17 protein-coding genes are annotated in these 24,029 nt (G+C 44.3%); 8 read left to right on the forward strand and 9 right to left on the reverse strand.

The window, feature by feature from the left end; genetic code table 11:
• The 6 genes from ACI4WN_RS04390 to ACI4WN_RS04415 form a co-directional block, all read right to left on the reverse strand.
• The coding region (locus ACI4WN_RS04390) for a hypothetical protein (protein WP_439777132.1) at window positions 1-3,185 on the reverse strand (3,185 nt) is incomplete at its 3' end.
• Window positions 3,186-3,347: 162 nt separating this feature from the next.
• Window positions 3,348-3,506, reverse strand: coding sequence for a hypothetical protein (locus ACI4WN_RS04395; RefSeq protein ID WP_439777133.1), 159 nt, complete (start codon window positions 3,504-3,506; stop codon window positions 3,348-3,350).
• Window positions 3,507-3,508: 2 nt separating this feature from the next.
• Entirely contained in the window at window positions 3,509-4,165 is a 657-nt protein-coding gene (locus ACI4WN_RS04400) for a hypothetical protein (protein WP_439777134.1), read from the reverse strand.
• A 140-nt stretch (window positions 4,166-4,305) separates the two neighbouring features.
• Window positions 4,306-5,640, reverse strand: coding sequence for a Rib/alpha-like domain-containing protein (locus ACI4WN_RS04405; RefSeq protein ID WP_439777135.1), 1,335 nt, complete (start codon window positions 5,638-5,640; stop codon window positions 4,306-4,308).
• 270 nt (window positions 5,641-5,910) lie between these two features.
• Complete coding sequence (locus ACI4WN_RS04410; RefSeq protein WP_439777136.1) at window positions 5,911-6,441, reverse strand: hypothetical protein; 531 nt, start codon at window positions 6,439-6,441, stop codon at window positions 5,911-5,913.
• A gap of 164 nt (window positions 6,442-6,605) precedes the next feature.
• Window positions 6,606-7,445, reverse strand: a complete 840-nt coding sequence (locus tag ACI4WN_RS04415) for a Rib/alpha-like domain-containing protein (protein WP_439777137.1) — start codon at window positions 7,443-7,445, stop codon at window positions 6,606-6,608.
• 166 nt (window positions 7,446-7,611) lie between these two features.
• Between ACI4WN_RS04415 and ACI4WN_RS04420 the strand changes: the two genes are divergently transcribed.
• The 4 genes from ACI4WN_RS04420 to ACI4WN_RS04435 all read left to right on the forward strand — a co-directional run bounded on the left by ACI4WN_RS04420 (window position 7,612) and on the right by ACI4WN_RS04435 (window position 14,938).
• On the forward strand, window positions 7,612-8,724 hold the full coding sequence (locus tag ACI4WN_RS04420; RefSeq protein ID WP_439777138.1) for a DUF2399 domain-containing protein: 1,113 nt from the start codon (window positions 7,612-7,614) through the stop codon (window positions 8,722-8,724).
• Window positions 8,711-10,234: a hypothetical protein gene (locus tag ACI4WN_RS04425; protein ID WP_439777139.1), complete on the forward strand. Its 1,524-nt coding sequence runs from the start codon at window positions 8,711-8,713 to the stop codon at window positions 10,232-10,234. Before ACI4WN_RS04420 ends, ACI4WN_RS04425 begins: the two co-directional genes overlap by 14 nt.
• Window positions 10,222-11,199: a hypothetical protein gene (locus ACI4WN_RS04430; protein ID WP_439777140.1), complete on the forward strand. Its 978-nt coding sequence runs from the start codon at window positions 10,222-10,224 to the stop codon at window positions 11,197-11,199. Before ACI4WN_RS04425 ends, ACI4WN_RS04430 begins: the two co-directional genes overlap by 13 nt.
• A gap of 211 nt (window positions 11,200-11,410) precedes the next feature.
• Window positions 11,411-14,938, forward strand: a complete 3,528-nt coding sequence (locus tag ACI4WN_RS04435) for an SbcC/MukB-like Walker B domain-containing protein (RefSeq protein WP_439777141.1) — start codon at window positions 11,411-11,413, stop codon at window positions 14,936-14,938.
• A 318-nt stretch (window positions 14,939-15,256) separates the two neighbouring features.
• Here the strand turns inward: ACI4WN_RS04435 and ACI4WN_RS04440 are convergent, their stop codons facing one another.
• Together ACI4WN_RS04440 and ACI4WN_RS04445 are read right to left on the reverse strand one after the other, a co-directional pair.
• On the reverse strand, window positions 15,257-16,651 hold the full coding sequence (locus ACI4WN_RS04440; RefSeq protein ID WP_439777142.1) for a DUF2325 domain-containing protein: 1,395 nt from the start codon (window positions 16,649-16,651) through the stop codon (window positions 15,257-15,259).
• Window positions 16,652-16,940: 289 nt separating this feature from the next.
• On the reverse strand, window positions 16,941-18,044 hold the full coding sequence (locus tag ACI4WN_RS04445) for an endonuclease/exonuclease/phosphatase family protein (protein WP_439777143.1): 1,104 nt from the start codon (window positions 18,042-18,044) through the stop codon (window positions 16,941-16,943).
• 139 nt (window positions 18,045-18,183) lie between these two features.
• Here ACI4WN_RS04445 and ACI4WN_RS04450 point away from each other — a divergent pair, with 139 nt between their 5' ends.
• The 4 genes from ACI4WN_RS04450 (at window position 18,184) to ACI4WN_RS04465 (ending at window position 22,704) form a co-directional block, all read left to right on the forward strand.
• On the forward strand, window positions 18,184-18,645 hold the full coding sequence (locus ACI4WN_RS04450; RefSeq protein WP_439777144.1) for a MarR family winged helix-turn-helix transcriptional regulator: 462 nt from the start codon (window positions 18,184-18,186) through the stop codon (window positions 18,643-18,645).
• A gap of 17 nt (window positions 18,646-18,662) precedes the next feature.
• The gene (locus tag ACI4WN_RS04455) at window positions 18,663-20,390 is read left to right on the forward strand and encodes an ABC transporter ATP-binding protein (RefSeq protein WP_439777145.1); all 1,728 of its coding nucleotides are present in this window, start codon (window positions 18,663-18,665) and stop codon (window positions 20,388-20,390) included.
• Window positions 20,390-22,159, forward strand: a complete 1,770-nt coding sequence (locus tag ACI4WN_RS04460; RefSeq protein WP_439777146.1) for an ABC transporter ATP-binding protein — start codon at window positions 20,390-20,392, stop codon at window positions 22,157-22,159. The genes ACI4WN_RS04455 and ACI4WN_RS04460 overlap by 1 nt, the downstream gene beginning before the upstream one ends.
• Window positions 22,160-22,233: 74 nt before the next feature.
• On the forward strand, window positions 22,234-22,704 hold the full coding sequence (locus ACI4WN_RS04465) for a GNAT family N-acetyltransferase (protein WP_439777147.1): 471 nt from the start codon (window positions 22,234-22,236) through the stop codon (window positions 22,702-22,704).
• Between the two features lie 89 nt (window positions 22,705-22,793).
• On the opposite strand, the gene ACI4WN_RS04470 is transcribed toward ACI4WN_RS04465, so the two are convergent.
• Window positions 22,794-23,771, reverse strand: a complete 978-nt coding sequence (locus ACI4WN_RS04470) for a class III bacteriocin (protein ID WP_439777148.1) — start codon at window positions 23,769-23,771, stop codon at window positions 22,794-22,796.
• Between the last annotated feature and the right edge of the window lie 258 nt (window positions 23,772-24,029).

The following is a 24,029-nucleotide window of genomic DNA, read 5'->3' on the forward strand; positions in this document are numbered from 1 at the left end:
CCACTCAACAAAGTAGTATTCTTGTTGTTCGTAGCGGTGCTTACCTGGTAACTTGGCTTAGTAGCAGTGTTGGTAGAAGCTGTCTTATTAGCTACTGGCGTAATTACTGCGGAAGGCTTCTTTTCACCAGTTGGAGCCGTCTTAGTACCAGTCTGAGTTTGCTTCTTAGCGTTTTCCTCTTCAGCCTTTTTAACAGCTTCTTCCATTGCTAAACGAGCTTGAGCAGTCTTGAGCGCACTAACTGCTTGATCGTACTTAGCTTGAGCTGCTTGTTCAGCTGCCTTTGCGGCTGCTAAAGTTTCATCTGCCTTAGTTTGATCTACCTTGGCAGTTGCTAAAGCGGCTTTAGCGGCAGACAGCTCAGCGTTAGCTTTTGCCAAGTTTTCTTGAGAATTGGTTAAGGCATCAAGATGATCTTGTGCTTGCGTGACAGCCTTCTTGGCATCTTCTACTTGTTGCTTTGCCTTAGCTTGATTATCTTGTGCAACGACTACTGCTTGGTTAGCTTTTGCTAAATCAGCTTGAGCCTGCTTCAAGGACGCTTGCAATGATGCTAATGCAGCTTGAGCTGTTTCTAGACTCTTTGCAGTCGTATTTGCAACTGCCTTCTTTGCTTCCTCATTTTGCATAGCAGTAGCAACTGCCTGATCAGCCTTAGTCTTCTCAGTCTGAGCATTGGCCAGGCTTGCTTGAGCGGTAGCTAAAGCTGTCTTTGCATTTTCATAATCTGACTTTGCGTTAACAGCCGCTTGTTCAGCGTTCTTTTGACTGGCAGTAGCATTCTGCAAGTTGGCTTGTGCTTGCTTTGATGCTTCTTTAGCGGCATTCAACTTCACAGATAATGAAGCCAGCTTAGCCTTTTCAGTGCCAGCTGCATCTTGAGCCGCCTTTAGAGTAGCTGGCGTTACGCTATCACTCAGCTTAAAGCTTGGATCAAGCTTTTGTAATTCTTGCTTAGCACCTTGAAGTTCGTTCTTAGCGGCAAGAGTAGTAGCTTGCGCTGATTGGTAGTCAGTGTTAGCCGCTTGAGAAGCAGCTAAAGCAGCGGCTTCCGCATCCTGAGCCTTCTTAGTTTCGTTCCGTGCGGTTTCAGTAGCAGCTTGGGCTGATTCTAATGCAGTTTGAGCCGCTTCAACATCAGCTTTAGCTTTTTCTTCGGAAACTGGACCGTTTCTCAATTCTGTTAGTTTTGCTTCTGCTTGATCCTTAACAGTCTTAGCATTGTCACGTTCTTGAGCAGCTGCATCAGATTTCTGTTGAGCAGCTTGTTGCTCGCTAGTAGCAGTATCTAGCGCACTCTTAGCTTCAGCAACAGCTTGTTCAAGCTTAGCCTGTGCATTTGCGGCAGCTTCCGCATTGCTAATAAGACCACGGAAGTAATCAGTAGTACCCGTAAGAACAGGTTGGCCATTGATAGTTGATGGAACATCGTAAGTCATGCCGAGTGCGGCAGTAGCAGTATCACCAATCCAGCCAAAGCCGGCATAGGCCACATTGCCCATCATGTTTAAATAGTGACCGGTATTAAAGTATAGAGTGCCGTCTAGATCAAAACTATTCGTAAAACCTTCGCCATCAACCCAGTATGCCCCCTTAGAATCTGGGTGAGCGGCCATCCAGCTGTCATAAGTTGATTTTTCTGCCATCCAACCTGCGTTTGGATCAGGGTATCCCCAAGAAAGATTACGGGTAGTAGCAATTGCAATATCACTGTGGCCCACTGAACCAGCGTAAGGTGAGTTAAGATCAGCTTCGACAGCCTGATCAGCCAGCAGGTAGCCAGCAACCTTTAATTCAGGGATTCCAGCCTTACGGCGGTATTCATTTACACCATCAATAAAGTTAAGGGCTTGCTTGATGTTTTCATAAGTTGCGGCATTACCGGTAATAGTGTAATTAGGATATGCTTCCTTAGCAGCAGCTAATTGTTCTGAGTAAACGCCATTTGAGATCTTATCTAAGAACTGTTCAGCAGTCATGACATTCTTGGCATTATCTTCGGCTGCTTGTTTTGCCTTGTTGTAGGCATCAGTTGCCTGCTTTAATTTATTGTTTGCAGTCTGCAAGTTTTCTGCGGCTTCGTTAGCTGCTGCATTCTTATTATTGTAATTGTCAGTTGCCGTGTTGACCGCTTCTTCAGCTTTTTCAAAGCCATTAAGAACGTCTTTTGCGTCTTCAAGGGTCTTTTCGGCACTAGATTGCTTCTGTTCAGCTGCAGTTTGGTTAGCTTGTGCATCAGCTGTTTGCTTCTTAGCTTGTTCAAGCTTGTCTGCCGCTTGCTCAGCAGCTGACTTCTTTTCGCTTTCAGCCTTTTCTGCTTCGGATACCTTATCTTGAGCATCGGAAACGCTCTTAGTTGCGTTAGCAACTTGGTCGGCTTTCTGAGTTTGGCTCGCTTGCTTGTCATAAGCTGATTGAGCTTGGCTTTCTTCTAACGCCTTAGCATCTGCTTCTTTTTGAGCTTGCTCAGTTTCTGGCTTTGCCTTGTCAGCGGCTTGGTCAGCTTTAGTTTGAGCATCCTTTGTCGTTTCAACTTGCTGTTCAGCATCACTAACTTGTTTTTCCGCACTATTTACTTTGTTTTGTGCGTTAGTTTGGTCAGCAACTGCTTGCTTAGTGGCATCTTGTGCCTTTTGATAATCACTTTGAGCTTGAGAATTAGCAGCTTCAGCTTTGTCAGTTGTTGACTGTTGCTTATCTACTTGGCTTTGTTGATCAGCAGTCTTTGCCTTTTCGGTATTGGCTGCTGATTGAGCATCGTTGACAGCGGATGATGCCTTGGAGTAATTATCTTCTGCTTGCTTCTCTGATGCTTGTGCTTTTTCCAAATTGCTTTGGACATTGTTCTTTGCTTCTGGTGTTGCTTCTTCAGCAGCCTTTTGAGCCGTTTCAGCTGCTTGTTGCGCTTGGTCAGCCTTGCCCTGCGCTTCGCTTACGGCCTTTGCAGCAGCATCTGAGGCGTTTTGTGCTTTAGCAGTTTCAGCCTTAGCATTTTGCAAATCTGATTCAGCGCTCGCCTTGTTAGCTTCTGCAGTATTCACGGCTTCTTGTATCGTGGTGTTCTGTGCAGGAGTTGCGGTTTGTGTATTAGATACAGTATCTGCCTTAACCGGCGTAGCTTGTCCATTAACAGTTAACACAGCACCTGCCAAAGCGGCAGTAGTAATGATTGCTTCTTTCTTCATATTTTTTCCTCAATTTCTATACAATTACTGTTTCCGTTTACATTCTATCACATTTACTAAGTATAAGAGATTCTTTTTAGTAAAATCTAGTTACTAAAAAAGAAAAAACAGCCACCGAGATATACTCAGTGGCTGTTTCCAATCCATGCCGATAATTACTGGCTACTTGCCCTTGCCGCCTTGGTTGGCACTGTTATTAGGGTTGCATTGGTTAGCGTGATTGTCTTGCGCTGCCTGGTGAGCAGCGTTATTTGGAGTGCCTTGGTTGGCGTGGTGATCCATTTGACTTTGGCTGTGGTTATTACCTGATACTTTTGACATGATTATAATTCTCCTTTTAATCTTGAAAAAACGTTATTTACGGCTTCCACGTAGACCACATAGGAGGAAATATCTTTTGATTGATTTTTCAGGTACCCATTTTTCAATTTTAGATATTCATTGCGTAATTCATTCCATTGCTTGGCTTCTTGGATCTTTTTAGCTCGAGCCTCGGTATTTTTGGAATCAAAGACTTCATTCCAAACAAAGCGATCAGGATCATCTTTTTTCAAATGAATCAAACGTAATGCCTGACCCTTTTTCTGCCAAATAATCCCGAGATCTAGTCCAAAAGGCTCTTCACCATGAAAGCGAGCAGGGAAGAAATACGTGATCGGTGCGGTGGAATCCTTGCCATGAGAATCATGTACTGAACTATTGTCATGAATAATCTTGTCTAGCTCGACTCTTACAGTATCCTTCAGTTTCTTTGGATCTTGCTCAAAGTCTTCGGGCATGGATTTTAGGACAAGATTGTAATCTAGGTCAAAAGGCTCATTACCATTGCGGGTGACCAGAGCCTTTGAGCCACTGCCAATCAGGGAAGATTGAACTTTTAGCTGATACTTATCCTGCAAGACTTTTTTGAGCTGAGACAGATATTCATTGCAGCGCGCTTTATAGATCTTTACAGTTTTCTTTGATACGTATTCGTACATGATTTTCTCCTTTCGCCCCAAGCCGTCCATCTAGCTGTGCACCGCTAAATCGTTATAGAATAGCAGAAGCAAGGCATCCTTGTCAAGTTTTTTTAAAAAAAGCCGCGAGCCAGCATCCCTGCTTAGTTCACGGCTATTTTTTATTTAGCAATAACAGAAAATCCCAAAGTTTTGGTCGTCGTCCCGTCTGGATAGGTGATTTCAATGTACGTGTTATATGTGCCTTCTTCGTCTAGATTATCTTGATTTTCTAGATCTCCCATTAAATGAATTACAGTACCATTAGGTAGGTTATTTACATTATTTAAGAATTGATTTGGATCAATCAGTTTTTCCTCAGATTTATTACTATCCCAATCCTGTAGCGCCGTCCCCGTGTCAAAGGTAAAACTTAATGCCTTCAAACTCGGATGGTAAACCTGGTTATCTGGCTGCTGAACCATGATCGTAAATTGCTTGCTGACCCTAGTTGACCCATCTGGGTAAAAAGCTTTGACGTAGTAGCTACGAGTCCCCGGTTCAGACGTATCTGGGTCATTAGCCAGCACGTTACCATCTGCCCGGCAGTATTCAAAGTCAGTTGTATCCTGAGTGACCAACGCAGGATCGTTAGGCAAGGTCCCAGGCGCATTCGTTACGATGTCTTTCCGTATATCAATCTCACCGTTATACGGCACCGTAATATTTTTTACGTCAAACGGATACTTCTCAGCCTGCAACTGCGGCACTTCAAAGCTAACCGTACCAACGATTTCACTTGAGCCATCCTGGTACTCAGCCTTAATTCGGCTGGTGTGCATCCCTGACTTTTCGGTATCGACTTTATCTAAAAACTCATAATCCGTGTCATAAGGCATTGCCGACGCGTTCGTGATGTACTTTTTGGCATCATATGATGAAAAGTATTCATCCCACTTCAGCTTAACCACTTGCCTAGTTACTTGTGGCTGGTACTTTTGTGCCATCGTCAGCTTGACGACCTTCTTCGGCGTCTTTTTGACTACTTTCTTAATCGGCTTTTTGACAACTTTCTTAGTTGTTTTCTTGGTAGGCTTTTTGACAGTCTTTTTAGCCAGCTTTTTCACGGTCTTCTTTTTCGCAACTTTCTTCTTAGCCGCCACATTCTTAAACCACTTGGTCTTCTCGCTGGCGGCCACGAAGTAAAAGGTCCGCTTGGTCGCCTTGTACTTGCTGCTCTTCACGATCCAGCCGCCACCCGTGCTCATGAACCACTGGGAGTGATAAAGCGTAGTCCCTTTCTTGATGTAGCCGGCCTTAGAAAAATAATTGTTTGCCTCGCAAGTACCGGTCTTGACCTTCCAGACCTTCATTTTCTTGGTCGTAACCGCCTTTTGCTTGGCGCTAATTCCATACTCAATCCCGCTTAAATACCGCGTTTTAGCGCTAACCGGCGTCCCAATTGCTAAAAAGCTGGCGCCGACTGCCGCCATCATCACTAATTTCCTAACTTTCATTTTTTGCCTCTTTCTTACTTGCTAGCACAACACCCTAGCCAAAGTCATTTTCCACTATCCAAGATAGCACAAGGCAAAAAGAAAAGGTCGCCTTCAAGGCGACCTTTTCTACTTTTTCATATCGATGATAATGCGGATTGCGAAACTTAGAGCGATCAAGACGCAGGCCCCGATGAAGCCCAGCATGATCATGCCGGCATTTTGATCTGGAATAATAAACAAATTGAACGGCCTTCTTTCTTTTTGAACTTTTGATTTAGCTTTTTGGCTTTACAATTTAACCGCGGAGGTTGACACGACGCCGTTTGTACTAGTATTTGTGCTTTTCACCTTCCGGTACTGCACGTGGTAAAAAGTCATTCCCGACTCATTTTTGAAATTAATGGCGGAAGTCAGTTTTGCAGGAATTTCACCAACAGCCTGATATTTGCCATACTTTTTGGGTACATCTTTTAAGGAAAAATATTTCGCAGTACTATCCTGATTTGTGGTCCCATCAACCGTATCCGCCGTCATCCGGTAAATTTCCTTACCAGACTCTTGATCGGACCCAGTTACAATCAGCTTCTGCCGGGAGTAGACGGTCAGGCTTTTGCTCTTTTTTCCAGCAGCGTCGAGTGCCTTCCGCTCACTAACCAGGGATTCACTAGACATGATGCCGCAATCGCCATTGGTCCAGCTGATCTTGTGATCAAAGTTGATGGTGTGATTGGCTGCGGCTGCTGGCTTGGCCAAGGCAAGGGAAAGACATAAAACTATAAGTCCAACGAGTATTTGAACGAAATGCTTCTTATTCTTCATCTTCCCCTCCTTATCATAGTAATAATTTCTTGCTAGCTAAATTATAACATATGTTAGTAGTAATTTTATAATTATTTTTAGACTATATTTGTAAAAATGCTGTAACTTTATTTCAAAAAAGAAAAAAGGCCGCTATCAAGCGACTTTTTGACTAATTATTCTGCTTATTCTACCGTAACCGTGATCTTGCCACTTAAGCGAACTGACCCATCGGTGTAAACAGCTTTGATGTGGTACTCATAGCTCCCAGCTTTGGACGTGTCAGGTCCAGCAACTACCGTGCCATCTTCCTTGCAGAAGTAGAACTTTGCAGCATTGGCTGGGATTGTGCTGTCGGTGACGATATCTTTTTCAATATCGATTTTGCCATTAACAGGCACCGTCAAGTCTTGAACAAAGTATGCGTACTTCACAGCGAGGGCTTCTGGCACCTGGAAGGTCACTGAACCTACAACTTCACTAGAGCCATCCGTGTAGTAGGCCTTGATTGGACTGACATGCTTGCCGCTTTGGTAAGTATCAACCCACTTTTCAAATTGGTAGTAAGTACCAGATGGCATTTTAGTAACATTAGTAATGTAATTCTTAGCATCGCTAAAGGCAAAAGCCCCGCCCCAAGTTAACTTAGCGACACCAGACTTTTCCCTTGGCTGGTACTTTTGGGCCAAGGTCTGCTTCTTGGCAGTCATCTTCTTCACTGTCTTCTTGGTTGTCTTCTTTGTAGTTGTTTTTACAACTTTTTTGGCAGTTTTCTTACTAGTCTTTGCTGTTTTAGCAGTCTTTTTTACAGTTGATTTCTTAGTTGACTTAGTAGACTTTTTTGACTTCTTTGCACTTTTCTTGCTAGTCCTCTTAGCCTTGGTGGTCTTAGCTGACTTCTTGGCAGTTTTCTTAGCAGCTAAGACATAAGCGGTATCGCTTGTACTCAACAGCGGTTCAGCACTAATGGCTAGCAAGCTCAAACTTACAGCCGCCAAACCTGCAGCTTTTTGTAATTTTTTCATTTTGATCCTCTTTATTACACATTAATGGCTTTAATTATTTTACTACTATTAAAATATACCAGTTTATCCATATGGTCAAGATCTTTCATTTACACTTTCTGTAAAATGTAGGAATTTAATTACATCGCCTGTTCGTAATCCTTTTTATGCAAGGATCTGGTATGATATGAATGATCAACCGAAACAGATGTTTATAGATTGGACATTGCTGATGTTAGACTGGCAAGCACTTATAAAAGACGAATACATTAAAAAAGGTGAAAATGGCATCATCAAAAATTGGCGCCTCCCTCTGAAAAAATCCGATCTCTTAGACCTCGGGTTGCTGACTAATGCCAAATTTAATCCAGAAACTGACACCTACACCATTCCTTGCTACCGAATCTTTTCCCAATATGGGAAAACAGCAAATCAGGTTTACCAAGACCTTGAGGCTCGTTTTGGGCCTCTAGTCTCTAACAAGGATCGCAGGAAGCAAAAAACATCCACCGATTTAGAAAAGCTAGAGAATTTCTTATCCTCTATACAGCCAGACTATGCTAGTTTCTTGCGCGAAAATGTCGCCAAAAAGACTTTGCTTGGTGATTTGGCTTTCTACCGACAAATGGCCCTAGCCTGGACCATGCCAGAAGAACCGATTCTCCTACCTTCTTTTGCTCTGAAGATACTTGGAGACCCGCACGGTCTTGACCGCGGAAGCAAGGGACGCAGCCTTTTAGAAAAAATCATCAAATTTAAGCTAGGCGAAGATGCTAACTTACCAGATTACAATATCTATCCTGACCAGCTTTACAACTTTGCCATGACTGCCAATTTACTAAAGACGCCTTTAACTTACGACATTATTGCCTTGCCCGATATCGACAAGATTACCTGGCCAGAACGGATTTCAATCTACCTCCATGAAAATTCTGGCGTCACTTCGGCCTTAGCCGCCAAGTATCCAGACCGAGCCTTTATTTGCACCGGCGGTCAGGTAAATTTAGCCACTAAAAAGCTGATCAAACAGCTGCTTAAAAACCATTGCCAGCTCTTTTACTCCGGTGACCTAGACCAAAGCGGAGTAAAGATTGCCGACAATTTACTTAGTGAATTTCCGCAAATCCGTTTACTTAACATGGACTACATCACCTATCAGCGCTTTTACGATAAAAGCGTTCCACCAGTTAAGGATAAAAAGATCAACGAAGTCGCCAATCCAGTCTTGGCAACATTACTTAAGGAAATCCAAAGCAAAAAGCGTGTTATTTTCGAGGAGTCAATCCATGATTTTCTATGACAATCAAAACTTTATGTCCCAAGCTGACGGCTTTTTAAAAGCGATCAGTGCACCTAGCCTCGCTCGTGACATCGTCGTTTTCTTAAACAGCCATCCCATGGGCAAATACACGCCGTTAAAGCTTAGTGAAAGCCTGAAGGCAGACTATGATGAGGTTACTAAGGTCTTAAAAAAGCTCTCTGAAAGCAAGAACTTGAAGACGATCCCCCTCACCAACCAGGCTAAAGCTCGCAGTATGAAAGAAGCCATGCAGACAACAGCTTATGCCTTAACAAGTGAAAGCATGGAGCTTTTTCAAGCCTTTGACAAGATTGCCAATCTGCAAAAGCAAATTCGGGAATCTCTATCAATGTCTGAAACCGATCAGCTAATCAAAAACCTGGTTCTCTTAAAGACCAGTCTCGAGACCTTGCTGACTCAGTCAGACAATGCGGAGGTTAAGGCTCAGCTTTTTAAAGACGGGATTTCTCTTTATGACCTGTCTTTCGGCTACAACAACGGGATCTACAATCGCCTCAAGAACCGAATCGATTCTTTTGCCACCAACATTCATGACCTTAGCATGCAGGTTTTCAGGCTAGAAACGGATGCCAATACTACCAATGACTTAAATCAAGAGCTCTTTAAACTCCGGGATGTCGTTAAGGAAGTTATTGATAGCGTTGAACCCAAAATTAGCGACGTGCAAAAGGCCATCTTTGACCTAGCTGAATCCCAAGAAAAAATTGGCCCCAAACTTTTTTACAAGCCGCTTGCCAATGAGCTTTTGGCCTTCAACGCCACCAAGACTAGCGACGAACTTGCAGAAATCATTGCCGGAAATGTCGCTGATATTGCTCAAAGCGAGCATGGTGATAGCGGTCTTTATTCTAGCCTATTGGCTCGGCTCAATGACATGTTCTTTGCCTTGATCGATCTAATTTCTCAAAATCGGGAGATCCAAGTCAGCAAAGAGCGTGCTGAGCGCTTTTTAAAAATGGCTGATATGTTCCAAGAAGGAATGTCGGCTGAAGATATGGCTCTCCTTTTTGACAGCTATGAAGGTACCCCTGTATTTCACCACTGGTATGTCTCCAAGCACGCCTACTACAAGTTAGACGACGAAGAACTGCATTACAACTTCACACCAGAAAAGCGGAAACAGGCTGAGACGCGGTCGGCTCGATCAATGGAATTGACTGACGATGAAAAAGCAGCAGTCGCAGCTGAACAAAAGCAACATGAAGCAGTTAGAGAGAAGCAGAAACGGTTAGGCCAAAGTCTATTAGCGAAGGACCTACGGGAACTAAGTGATGACGAGTTCTCCTTTTTACTCGACCTAATCAAGGGAAGTTACTTTGAATACCACTTTTCTAGTGATGGACAAAAGATGGTCAAGGCAACCGCTCAGACAGGAGACTATCTCTTAATCAAAACTTTCCTGCCTGGTGACATGGTAATCTCTTCACCAAAGCAGACCCTAATCTTATGTAATTGCCGATTGGAGGTAAAAAACAGATGGCAGAACTAGACTGGAGCCAGATCATGCCGCAACTTTTAGCAGGTAAAAGCACGACTTATATCAAGCAGAATCGTCTGCAAATTGCTAAATACTTGAAAGACAAGTTCAATCTGGTGTTAGATCAAGACCTGCATCTACGGGCTTACTCAAATACTCGGCCAGTCGGTATCGAGGCTGATAAGAGAAAACAAGCCGATCCCCTCTTATACCGTGTCTACTACGAGACTCTTGCCAGACTGGCTAGTTTACAGGTTGGGATGACTATCCTCTACCAAGATATCGTGGCCTACATCAATGACAAAGAAGGTCTTTCAGAATCTAGTTCCGTTAGAATCTTTGACTACCTGAAGCCCATCATTGCCAAACTAGAAAATGATGGCATTTTGGAATTGCGCGACCAAGATGAGAAGGATTCTTTGTACGTCTTAACTAAAAGGCCGGTGCCCCATGATCCAATTGACCTAACTAGCAGGAATCAAAATGGGAATGACCGGGCAAGACAAGAACTATTATTAAACGGCTTTTACCGGCGGGAAAATTTTGGCAAAAACGAGTACAATCAATTGCAAAACTTCTTTGAGCCCTTCTATAACCCAGAAACAAAAGAAGGTTTAAGACTAGTCAATGTCGATGACTACTACATTTTGCTTAACTACTCACAACTCGACTTTCCCAATACCGTCCAAAGCAAGCAAGACGCAATGGCAATTGAATTAATTGAGCTGATTAACGAAAGCAACTTGACTAGCTTCCAATTTGAAGACTTGGCTGCTTTAGCCAAACAAACCCAAAGCTACCAAACCATGAACGGCTCACAAAAGGCAACTAGTCTCAAAGTTAAATTGCGGGAACTACTAGCAGAATTAACCTACTATGGCTTATTATCAAGAGAGCGGGATACCTGGTTTACTACTTCTTTAACCAAGCTGCTTATAAAGGATAAGGAAACAAAGAATGACGAATTACAAGATTAACCGCTTTGGTTTTTACAACTATTTCAACTACCGCAACCAAGTCTTTGATGCCAACACTCAATCGATCGTTTTCAACGGCGAAAATGGTTCTGGCAAAACGGCAACCATGCTCTCTCTCTTCCCCACGATCTTCCTAGGCAACATGCGGATTGTGGACAGTAAGAGAAGTCTAGACTACTACGTTAAGCCTGGTGAGGCTGCCTTTGCCTGGGTGGAATTTAAGGCTGACGAAAATATTCAAACCTTGCTTTTGGCCTACAATAAATCAGTTGATGGCTCAAATACCAACCACTATTACTATATGCTAAAAAGCGGCGTTAAGGGAGATACTGTACCTTATTCAACCAGTTGGGCTGAATTTCGCGGTGCTGTCAAACAGTTTGTCGATCGGCGCTATGATACCCAGGCTGACTACCAGAGGGGAATCAACCAACTCTTCTTTGGTTTCCAAAATCAAAGCGAAATGCAGGAATATTTTGAACACCTAGCCGCTTTTGAAAAGCCACCGCTAAAACAAACTGGAAGCACGGCTGACCTGGATAGTGCCTTAAAGACTGCCCTACCAAATCTCAGTCACTACGCGGATAAGGCTACTGTTGAAAACTTCATCGACAATGCCTTGGCCATGGTTGAAGAAGAAAAGAAAAAAGCAGCCTTAGAAAAACTCAGCGCTGCCCTGGTCAAGACAGAAGAATGGGAGGAACTGACCAATAAACCAATCTTAGCCCAAATTCAAACTTCCAAGGCAAATGCTACTCAGGATTTGAAACATAAAAAAGCTGTCTATGAGAAGCTCACCAAGGATATTGCTAATACTGAAGCTGAAATTAAAAATATTGAAGAAAAACAGAGTGAGCTTCAAGCTGACTTAACAGCTAAAGAAGCAGAATTCAATGCGATTCAAGCCGTTTTAGCTGCAAAAAATCTCGAAGAACTTGCTAGACAAATTGAGCAAGGAAAACAGGAAGCGCAAATTCGGCAAAGAGATCTGACGACAACTGAATCTGAGCTTAGAAACGTTCAAAAGCGTCTGACCGAAAACGAGCAGACTTTGTTCAATGAGCAACAACTCCTGGAAAGTCAGAAGAACGAACTTGCCAAACTTGAAGAAAAGCTGCCTGCTTATACAGATCAAGTAGAGTTTGCTCAAAAATACTCTGACGCAGACCAATTAATTGCTAAACAAGGTCAACTTTTAACAAAACTGACTCAGTTAAAAAAGCAAAATCAGAAGTTGCTTAGTCAGTTAGAAATGCTAAATCAGGAAATCAACAGCTTCAATGAAGACGCCTTTCTTGATCGAATTCATGATGCCTTAAGCCAGTTAAACCAAGAAACTGCTACCTGGCTATCTGAAAGAGAAATCAGCTTTGATCAAACCGATGCATTTGACCTTGATGACTACGAGGAACGAAAAAAAATCGTTAGCGATACCCGGGCACAGTACCAGGAAGCTATTATCAAGACTGAGAATGCAATCACTGATCGAAAAGTACAACTCAGCCAACTAAATGCTGAGCTGAGAACGCTAAAGGAACACCACAAACCAGAAACCACTGCTGAGTTCGCCAAGGGCAAGCAGCTTTTTGAATTGGTTGACTTTAAGGATGACGTCCCAAGTGACTTACAACTGCAAATCGAAAGCGACTTAAAGTACTCTAATCTTCTCTACGCCCTGTTTGATGGTGAAGACATCCAAACTGGTTTAGAGGCCAAGAGTTACTCAGAACTTTCAAATCTTGGAAATGGTCAAAACAATCTAGCCGACTATTTGGTAAGTCAAGATGAACGCGTTAATGACTTCTTGAAAGCAATTGCCGTTGAAGATGGACACATCCAATTTGCCAGTCTTGCTGTTCATAGTCAAAAAGGTGCAGCTATTACCCACATCGGTGAAAGCAACCGGGAAAAAGAACGTGAACGGCAAATAGCTGAATTAAATGCTCAAATTGTTCAAGGGCAAGCTGAATTAAATAAATTGGTTGATCAAAGAGCTACCTACCAACAGCTCTTTGATCAGGCTGATCCTGCTAGTTTTCCAAGCAGTGATCATGTTAAAGAAGCTAACATCGCCTATCAAACTGCTTTATCTTCCCAAGAAAGACGGCTGGAGCAACAAGCCAGATTGAACCAGCAACTTGTTCAGTTCCGCAATGAACGAAATCAATTAGTCGAAGCTTTTTGCCCCGACTTGCCTACTGACGAATTGGCCTTCTTCCAATACCGCAGCAACTGGCAAGGCTATCAAAACCTGCAAAGAGATTTATCAAAACAAAAAGAAGCGATCACAAGACAGAATAAGCGGGTTGATGCTGCTAGAGACCATCTCTCCCAAAGTCGGCAAGAAGCGGGTGATAAAGAAGGGCAAGTTAAGCTTAAAGAAAATCGCCTTCAGGAAATTCTGCAGACAGTCCAAACCTTGCAAGAGCAACTGGATAAGATTCGAAATGATCCAGAAACTAAGGAACAAGAAGCACGAGCCTCTGAACTTAAACATTTGCTTAAAGACCTTGAGCGAGAACTTTCCTACTGCAATTATCGCTTATCTGATCAGAAGAATATTCTGAAGAATGATCAAGAAGCTCTTCCAAGTAAGAAAGATGCTTTTGAAAAGTTGAACAAAGAATATGAGGAGATCAGCAAGCTGCTAGACCAGCTTAAGCTAACCGATAAGGTAAAGAACGCATCCCCTGCCGATTGGGAGAACGACACAATCAAAAAAGCCAACCGTAATCGGGCTAATCTGGACACGATTGCAATAAACGAGATTAACAATGAAACTGAATATCGTGTTAAAAACGATAAATTCCTAGAATTTGTTAAGTTACCACTCGAAAACAAGGACTTAATTCAAGTGCAATCACTTCTAGGTAGCATTGCCGTCGTTCACTACTATTTTGGCGATAAAGAACTTGTGCTAGACAAACTCTATTCTGAAATTAACCAGCAGCTGGAATCTTTCAGAGCTTCTGCTGATGACGAAGTTCAGCGTCTTGCACGTTATCTTAACAATTCAACGATACTCCAAAAGATCCGTCAAGCCACCGCGGAAGCAACCAGCCTGACCAAGCAGATCAGTAAGTCTTTGAGAGAAAAAGAACAAACTAACCACATCTCCTTCTACACTACTTTTAGTGAAATTCCTGATTACAAGAAAGACTACTTGGCTGCCTTTGGTAACACTTCTCTTGATAGCCCGGAAACTCAAAAAGCAATCAATATGCTAATGGACCGCTTCTGGACCTTCATTAAAGACAATAACGAAGAGATGACCAAAGAAGAATTAGTCAACCACTTCTATGAAGAATTTGACTACAAAAAGTGGTACCGGTTCAACATCAGCTTCCGCCGCCATGCTAATGAGCCACAGGAAAAGATGACTGATCGTAAGCTTAACGCCTTCTCTGAAGGACAAAGAAGCCGGGCAATTTTGGAGCCACTCTTGATCGTTTTGGAATTAGACGAAAAGAAGATGACTAATCCTAAAGCTCCAAAGATCATCCTAATGGATGAATCCTTCTCCGGGATCGACGATGAGCAACAAGAACTGTTATTAAAGAATATTTACGACATCGCCGACAACTTTATTGCTACTGGTTACAATGCTCGCTTAGCAGTTCCTGAAAACAGTAAGGATACTAGCTACTTTACCTTGATTGATCACACAATCGATGGTAAGAATCACTTTATTTCTGTCGACCAAAGTATTGTTAAGAATAACCTAACTGAACCAGCATAAGACTCAAAAAAGACAGCCACACGGCTGTCTTTTTAATCCTAGCTAAATCTCGCACTCCCAGTTTTCTTCTGGTACTTCTTAGCCAAAGCTTTGCTTTGATAATAGTCTGCAAAAGTATAACCATTGAAGTAGAACAAAACGGTAGTGGCTTTGTTATTAATCTTTACTGGAACTACTCGGTAAAACGCCCAGTACTCATCATATTCAGAAATCCACTGGTTAACGGAAAAACTTTTACCGCCATGGAATTCACTACTACCCTTAACATTTTGCCAGTAAGCTTGACCCCACTTTTGTAGAGCGCTAAACAATATTCATTTATTCAGCCATCGGGTATTCTACCGGCTGGTTGGTCGTTTCATAAGCCGGCAGGCCCTTATATGCACGGTAAACTGCCCGTTCGATTGAAGATAGACCAGCCGAGTCCGCAATGGCAAATCTCAGCTTGTACTTTTTGACATACTTTTGCAGAGTCTTGCTCGTCGCGTGCTTGTTCAAGTTCTGCACCATCACGACCAGGTCGGTATGCCGCAATGCTTTTTTATAAAACTTGTCGACATTGGAGAACTTGAAAGCATCAATCACATTTCCCTTGCCGTTATGAGCTGAAATCAAACTGTTAACGACAGTACTTCTAATTTCATTGCCAATCACTACCGTCACCTTTTTCCCGTTCAGGTTATAGGCAATGTTGGTCATGGACTCATTGGTCTTGTGCTTATCCTCTTTAACGTTTTTAGGAGTTGGCACGCCCTTCTTTGGCGTTGTCGCATTAGGTGATGGTTCCTTCTTCTTTTCCTTTGCTTTATGCGATGGCATTGAACCCAAATTGGTATCTGGGTAGACCCATCTAATCCGGATTTCTTCTGGGCGATCTTCCTTCCAGGCTAAGTCCAAGATGTCGCCTTCACTGACGAAGCCGTTGCTAGAGGTCAGCTTATTGACGACGGTTGGAATAAAGTAGGTATTTTGGGTCGGATTGTAGTCGCTCAGCTTGTCACCGCCCACATTGGAGTCCACATAAAGGGTGTTAGCCGCACTTTCTCTTTTGACCACAGCAAAGTGGAACACATCGTTGTTTTCAGGCTCATCAACTTGGTGCAAGGTTCTGACAAAAGCAAATCGGCCTTCAACTGGCTTAACTTCAATCAAGGAGCCATTGCCGATATTAAAGCGGCGGGTAATTTCTTCGTTTAAAGTCCCAAGATATTCATTGGTATTGGCGTTATGTAGATGAACGCCCTGCAGAGATCTTTCCACAATAACGGCGCGGTGACCTGCTGGAACGCCGTATTCATCCTCTACCGTCTTGATTTCAGGGACGGGTTCAGACTTTGCTTCTTCTGGAACTGTTTCTTCCAGTTTGTCATCATTATCTGCTTTTTCTACAATTTCGAGCTTTTCCTCATTATTCTCTTCAGCTTTCGGATTTGTTTCAATTGCTTTATCCTGATCATTTTCTTTTTCAGGTTCTTCATCCCCTCCTGTTATTTTCTCGTCATCGTTTTCATTAGCATTATCGTCGTTAGCGTCTTCATCATCTTTTTCACTCTGCTCATCTTCTTCCTCATCGTTGTCATCGCCGTCTTCTTTAACCATGGCCATGTCCAAAAGCGAAATAATCGCGATGGCACCAAGGTTTAACGAGTCTTGGTCGCCTTTAATGTTGTCTAAAATATTCTGTAAATTTTCTCGGTAATCTTGATAGTACATGATTTTCCCCTTTCACGAAATCATTCTTCTACTATAAGCATAGCAGATTAAAGATTAATTACCAGAGATATTTGCCTTTCCTTTTACAGTTATTATTATTTGTAAAAGATTTGCTTGACAATCCTTAACTAATGTAAAAAAGTCCAAAGTCATTCCAGACTTTGGACTTTTTTGCCTATTAATGTGTTGTTAAGAAAGAAAATAAAATACAAGTCCAATACAACTCATTAGTATCCACCATCACCTCATTTCATAATTATTCCATGCAGTATTTAAATAGCAATCTCCCCTATTTCAATTTAAAGCTCAGTCTCACCGGATTGTGGTCCGCATACTTAAACTGAGTATTAATATTAAAAGCCTTAGCTTCCACATTCTTTGACACGATAAAGCCATCGCAAATAGTCATGTAGTTGACCTTGGGATCATAAGCCATATCCGTCGCCCGGCAGGTCGACACGTTCTCTCGGTTGCTTGCCTTGACCATCTTAAAATCCTTTGGCAGCATCTTTTCGCTCAAAACCGAGACCCAGCTAGGAATCTTTTCCTCGTGCTGAAAGTGCGTCAGCATGTCCTTGCCCAGTGCATGGTTAAAGTCGCCGCCCACAATTACGTAATTTCCCTGCTGGTACTCTTTTTCCATCACGCTAGAGAGCAGCTTCATCTGCGCCTTCCGCATCTTGCCGCCCTTGTCATAAGCCGACATGTGGGAGTTGATCAAAATCAGGTCTTTCCCGTTATTGACCCTATAGCGCATGACGGTGAAGCAGCGGTCGAGGTCAACGAACTTTTCAATGGGGCCGCTAGATACCGGATACTTGCGGCGAACAGCGCTGCTCATCCGGTACTTGCTTAAGGACAAAAGGCCGCTTCTAACCGTCCCGTGCGGGTTGTTCAGCGGCAAGGCAATGAAGGCCGCATGGAAGTTAGAGGCAAAAGTATTGCCATAGCCATGAAAGGCCTGCTCTACCTTTTTCACCTGGTTCACGTGGTAAGACCGCGTTGAATTGGTGTCGATCTCTTGAAAAAGCATGAAATCTGCCTTTCGCTTTTTCAAAGTTGAAATAACGCCGTTAGTCGAAGCCAGCACCGCCTTTTTTGAAAAAGCCGTCCCGCGCGTCCCACGGAGCTTGGTGCCATTTTTCAACTCCCCAGCATCCATGAAAAAAGAAAACTTCTGATTATATGCCCCAAAGCCTACATTATAAGTCGTCGCCCGGTAAGTCTTGCCTGCCTTTAAAATGGCCGTTTGATTATTATGGATTGCCTGCTTTTGCTTGTCCGGAATCCGGTAGTAATGGCTAGCCAGGTAAATGTAGTAGCCACCCACCACGACTACTAAAACTGCCAGCAAAACCAGCAATATTTGACCAATTCTTTTTAATACCTTCATTTAAATCTTCTTCCTGATTTCTCTTAATCTTTAACGTCACTTTTTCATTATAGCATGCAAATTTTACAAACATGACTCTTGACAATAGTCCATATAGGGACTAAACTAGTTGAAGATTTAGTACACAAGGGGACTTTTTATGGACAAAAATCTTGTAAATAAAAAAGAAGACAGCTTGACCGAGCTTGCCAATCTGGCCACGATCAAGATGAGCCATGCCTACCAGCACTACGATGAAAGCCGGGGGCTAACCCAATATACCAGCATCATTCTTTATGAGCTCTTGACTCATGAGCAAATGGCGCAAAAAGAGCTGGTCTACCGCTCCGGTATCCCCAAGCAATCGATCAATAAGGGGATGCACCAACTGGAAGACGCTGGCTATTTGACTCTGACGCCCAGTCCAGACGACAAGCGGGTCAAGTTTTGCGCATTAACTGACAAGGGACAGACCTATGCCAAGGAAAAAATTGCTCCCTTAGTTCAAATTGAAGAACGCGTCATCGCTAAGTTTGGCAAGGCCAAGGCTAGGCAAGCCGTCCAGCTCGTCAGTGAGTGGGCCGACCTTTTGCAAGCCGAAATTGCCAAAAGTACCAATTAACTAGAAAGAGAGGAAATATGAAACTACTACTACCCTACTTAAAGAATTACAAAAAAGACGTGGCAGGAGCAGCGATTGCCATCCTCCTCTCCGTCTTTACCACCCTCTACCAGCCAGTCCTCCTCCAGCAGGTTCAGGCAGAACTGCTGGCTGACCAGTCAAGCGCCGTCTTGCGCGACACCAGTCTTTTGGTGGCAACGGGGATTTTAGCCATTGTTTCCGGTGTTTTCAACGTTTACTACGCTGCCCGGATTACGCAGGGCGTGGTTAGTGACTTAAGAGAAGATACCTACGCCAAGATTCAGACTTTTTCCCTAGCCAATATCCAAAAATTCTCCTCTGAATCCCTCAGCGTCCGCCTGATCAACGACATGCAGCAAGTGATGAACATGGTGATGACCATCTTCATGCAGCTGCTGCGTCTGCCGATCATGATGATCGGCTCCTTTGTCATGGCGATCGTGATCCTGCCTCGCTACTGGTGGGCCATCTTTGTCATGCTGGTTCTGGTTTTGGGGATCGGCAGCTACGTTTTAGGCAAAATGACCGGCGACTTTGAAAAATTCCAGATCTACATGGACAAGTTGTCTGGCCGGGCTGGGGAATTTCTCCAAGGCGTCCGGGTGGTCAAGTCCTTTAACCAAGAAGGCCAAGAAATCAAAAAGTTTAACAAAGACTCTGACGACTTAAACCAAATCAACATCCGGATCGGCTACTGGTTCTCCATCATCATTCCAGCTGCCACCCTGGTCTCTTACCTGACCATTTCCCTGGTGGTTTACCTGGTTGGGACTTCCATCTTGAGCCATCCAGGCGACGTGACGGCCATCAGTCCATACGTCAACTATGTCTTGACCCTGCTCTTTGCCATCCTTTTTGTTGGCATGGCCATGATGGCCATTTCCCGCGGGAACGTGTCTTTAAACCGGATCAAGGAAGTCATGGACACTGAACCAGAAGTCGTCTTTAACGAAAAAGCCCCAAAAGATGCCTTAACGGGCTCCATTGAATTTAAAGACGTTTCCTTCACCTACCCTGATGGCGACCAGCCAGTCTTAAAGCACGTCTCCTTTAAGGCTGAGCCGGGCCAAATGATTGGGATTGTCGGGGCTACAGGATCTGGCAAGTCTACCATTGCCCAGTTGATCGACCGCCTCTATGACCCATCAACCGGCAAGGTCAAGATTGGCGGCTCCAACTTAAAGGAAGTTAGCGAAGAAGCTCTGCATAAGACGGTATCTTACGTCTTGCAAAAGCCGGTCCTCTTCTCCGGGACGATCGCTGACAACCTCCGCCAGGGCAAAGCCGACGCTACCTCTTATGAACTTGAGCGTGCTGCCCAGATTGCTCAAGCCAGTGAATTTATCCAGACCTATGGCGATAGTTTCAACCACGAAGTTGAAGAGCGTTCTGCCAACTTCTCCGGTGGCCAAAAGCAGCGGCTGTCCATTGCCCGCGGAGTGATTGCCGATTCACCAATCCTGATCTTGGACGACTCCACTTCCGCCCTTGACGCCAAGAGCGAAAAACTGGTGCAAGAAGCCTTGGAGAAAAAACTGTCCAAGACGACGGTGATCATGATTGCCGAAAAGATCGTCTCCGTCATGCACGCTGACAAGATTTTAGTCTTAGATGATGGTAAGCTGGTTGCCCAAGGCACCCACCAAGAATTGCTTAAGAGCTCACCGGTTTACCAGGAAATCTACCAGACCCAAAAAGCCAAGGAAAGAAAGGAGGATCTGTAATGCAGGAAAACGCAACTGCCTTTAACTACTTTAAGAAGTACCTCAAAAAATACAAAAAACAAATTACAATCGCGGCCCTCATCTACCTTTTAGCCGCTGCGGCCCAGGTGGTCGCCCCAACCTTTTTAGGACAGGCTGTTTCTAGCTTGACCAGCTACATCAAGGCGGCCTCAAAGGGCAACGCCACTTTGTCTGGCTTTTTTGAGGTCCTGGCCCTCATGGCGGGCTTTTACGTGTTAAACTCCGTGGCAACCTTTATTGCCTGGATCATGATGACCAAGTTTAACGCCAACTCCAACAACGACATGCGCAAGGGACTTTTTGGCAAATTGCAAAGAATGACCATTAAGTACTTTGACACCCACCAAGACGGGCAGATCCTGTCCCTGTTTAACAGTGACCTGGACAATATTTTTAACGCCTTAAACAACGCCTTTTCTGAAATCATTTCTCAAAGCTTCCTCTTCTTTGGGACCATCGCCTTCATGTTCGTCCTCAACTGGAAGATGGCGATCGCAGTCGTGGCGACGACGCCTTTTATCTTGGTGATCTCCTTTATTATCATGAAAAAAGCTCGCGTTTACCTGGACAAGCAGCAAGATGAAGTCGGCTCTTTAACGGCCTACATCAATGAGCAGCTCAACGGCCAAAACGTGATCCTGACCCAGGGTCTGCGGCAAGACTCTATTGCCGGTTTTAAAGACAAGAATGCAAAGGTGCGGGAAGCCATGTTCAAAGGGCAATTTTACTCTGGGATCTTGAACCCCCTCTTAAATGGCTTTGCCATGCTGAACTTTGCCATCGTGATTTCAGCCGGCGCCTTCTTGATGGTGACCGGACAGGTCAGCCGGGCAGCGGGTCTAGGCATGATCGTGACTTTTACCGAATACTCTTGGACCTATTTCCAGCCGCTGACGCAAATCACCTCTATTTACTCCATGATTCAGTTGGCCATTACTGGCGCTCGCCGCTTGGCTAATGTTGAAAAGCAAGACGAAGAAGACCGGGTTGAAAATGGTAAAAAGATTTCCGGCATCAACCAGGCTGTTCGCTTAGAAGACGTTGACTTCGCCTACAATCCTGACAAGCAGATCTTGAAGGATGTCTCGATCGAAGTGGCTAAGGGCCAATCTGTCGCCATCGTTGGACCAACCGGGAGCGGGAAGACCACGATCATGAACTTGATCAACCGCTTCTATGACGTAACTGGCGGCAAGGTCACCTTTGACGGGACTGATGTTAGAGACATTCAGCTAACTAGTCTCAGACAAAATGTCGGCATCGTCTTGCAGGATTCCGTCCTCTTCTCAGGGACCGTGGCCGACAACATCCGCTATGGTAAGCCTGACGCTTCCATGGACGAAGTCATTGCGGCAGCTAAGGAAGCGCAGATTCACGACTTCATCATGACTCTCCCTGACAAGTATGAAACCAAGATCGAAAACGGCAAGGCCAGTTTTTCAACCGGGCAAAAGCAACTGATGTCGATTGCCCGGACCATGCTGGTTGATCCCGCCTTCTTGATTTTGGACGAAGCCACTAGCAACGTTGACACGGTTACGGAAGAAAAGATTCAAAAAGCCATGGACAACATGATTGCCGGTAGAACCAGCTTCGTGATCGCCCACCGCCTAAAGACCATCTTAAACTCTGACAAGATCGTGGTCTTAAAGGATGGACAAGTCATCGAGCAAGGGCCGCACAAGGACCTGCTCAAAGAACACGGCTTCTACTACCAGCTCTATACCAGCCAAATGGCCTTTGAATAGTCACACTTTTGGACTAAAATAATGCTAATATCTTTGGATTAATAGACAATTTTTAGCTAGAAAGCGAGCTTTACATGACTGAATTAGAAATTAGACGAATGGATGAAAATGACATCCCCACCGTTAGCAAGCTGTTAGCCGAGGTTAACCTGATCCACCACGAGATCCGCCCTGACCTCTTTAAGGTCGCCAACAAGTATTCTGATGACGATTTGGCAAAAATGATTGAGGATGAGCAAAATCCCATTTTTGTCGCTGAAAAAGCTGGGCGGGTACTAGGCTACTGCATGACCCAGATCCAAAGACAGCCTGAAAGTCGCATCTTAGAGCCAGTTAAAACCCTCTACATCGATGATCTCTACGTGGATGAAGACAGCCGCGGCTTGCATGTGGGCCAAAGCCTTTACGAATACGCCAAGGCTTTTGCCAAGCAAATTGGCTGCCACAATGTGACCCTGCACGTGTGGAATGGCAATGATGCCGAAGCCTTTTACCAAAGGCTGGGCATGAAGCCGCAATTTACCTGCATGGAAGAAATTCTGTAGGTATTAAGCAGACAAATTAACAATTATATCTAAAAGAAGCTTCGAAACAAAATCTCGTTTCAAAGCTTCTTTTTGCATTTCTGGTATTTTTACAAACCCTTAATGCGGTAAATCCGATTTTTCAAGGTCGTGCCGTCATCTTTGGCATGGTAGGCAACGGTCAGGTAAAGGTCACCAGACTCATCCACCTGAACTCCTTCAAACTCGGTCGCAAAACCGAACTGGTCAAGGACTTTTTCGCGGTCCAAGTTAGCTACCGACCACTTTTTACTGTTGGCTTCGCCCCAGGGAATCTTAACGATTTCGCGGGGGCTCTGCTGCTTATAGTGGCCAAACAGGCCAGGCTTAGGACTAGGCTGGCTGGAGACGTAGATATTGGCGCCGTTATCGATGGCGTAGCCCTGAATGGACTTAAGGGGATGCTGGTTAAAGTGCGGGATGGTAAAAGCGCCAAGGCAAGGGATGTCTTCAATGTTGACATTTGTGTGACTGGACTCAGCCTCAGCCAATTTTTCATTAATTAAGTTGTTGTCATAGATGGCAAAGTGGCCCACATGATTGAGGTCAATCGTGGCGACCATGAAGGTTTTGAGGTCTGGAGAAACCGCGGCTTCCATACGCTCATACAATTTTCCTTCATACTGCACGCTGCCGTCACCGTAGGATGCCCCTGCCCGATTCAAGTGGGACAAGCGGGACATCTGGGTATTAGAGTCATGCTGGACCGGAACGACGTCCAGGTCTAGCCGGGCGATTTGGATGTCCCAGAGGGTATGACCGTATTTTTTCGGCTTGGTCCCAATGTACCACTTGCGGCCGGTTCCGCTATAGGTAAAAGTCTGCGTGTGGCCGCCCGCCTTGTCAGTCAAGTAGACATGCGGAAAGTGCGGGTCAAAATAGACTTTTTTCCCGCGGGCATTGCCATGGTAGACAGCGATGTCGGTCTGCTTGTGAAGCAGCTGCAAGGCGTAGACAGATTCCCCATCGACGTAAGACGCCTGAACCACGACATGGTGGAGATTTTCTAATTCATATAACAAGCTGACGTTTACTTCTTTTTTAATCATCTTTTTGCCTCTTTCTTTTCAGTATAGGCTTCTTTTGGCAAAAAGGTAAATATCTAGTGGTGATGATCCCCCAAACTTTGTTAGCCAAAGGCTTTTTGACGAAACAATTCCCCCAAACTTTGTTAGCCAAAGGCTTTTTGGCGAAAAATTCCCCCAAACCCTGTTAGCCAAAGGCTTTTTGGCGAAACAATTCCCCCAAACCTTGTTAGCCAAAGGCTTTTTGGCGAAACAATTCCCCCAAACCTTGTTAGCCAAAGG

The organism is Lactobacillus sp. (genome assembly GCF_051893255.1).
GTDB lineage: Bacteria > Bacillota > Bacilli > Lactobacillales > Lactobacillaceae > Lactobacillus.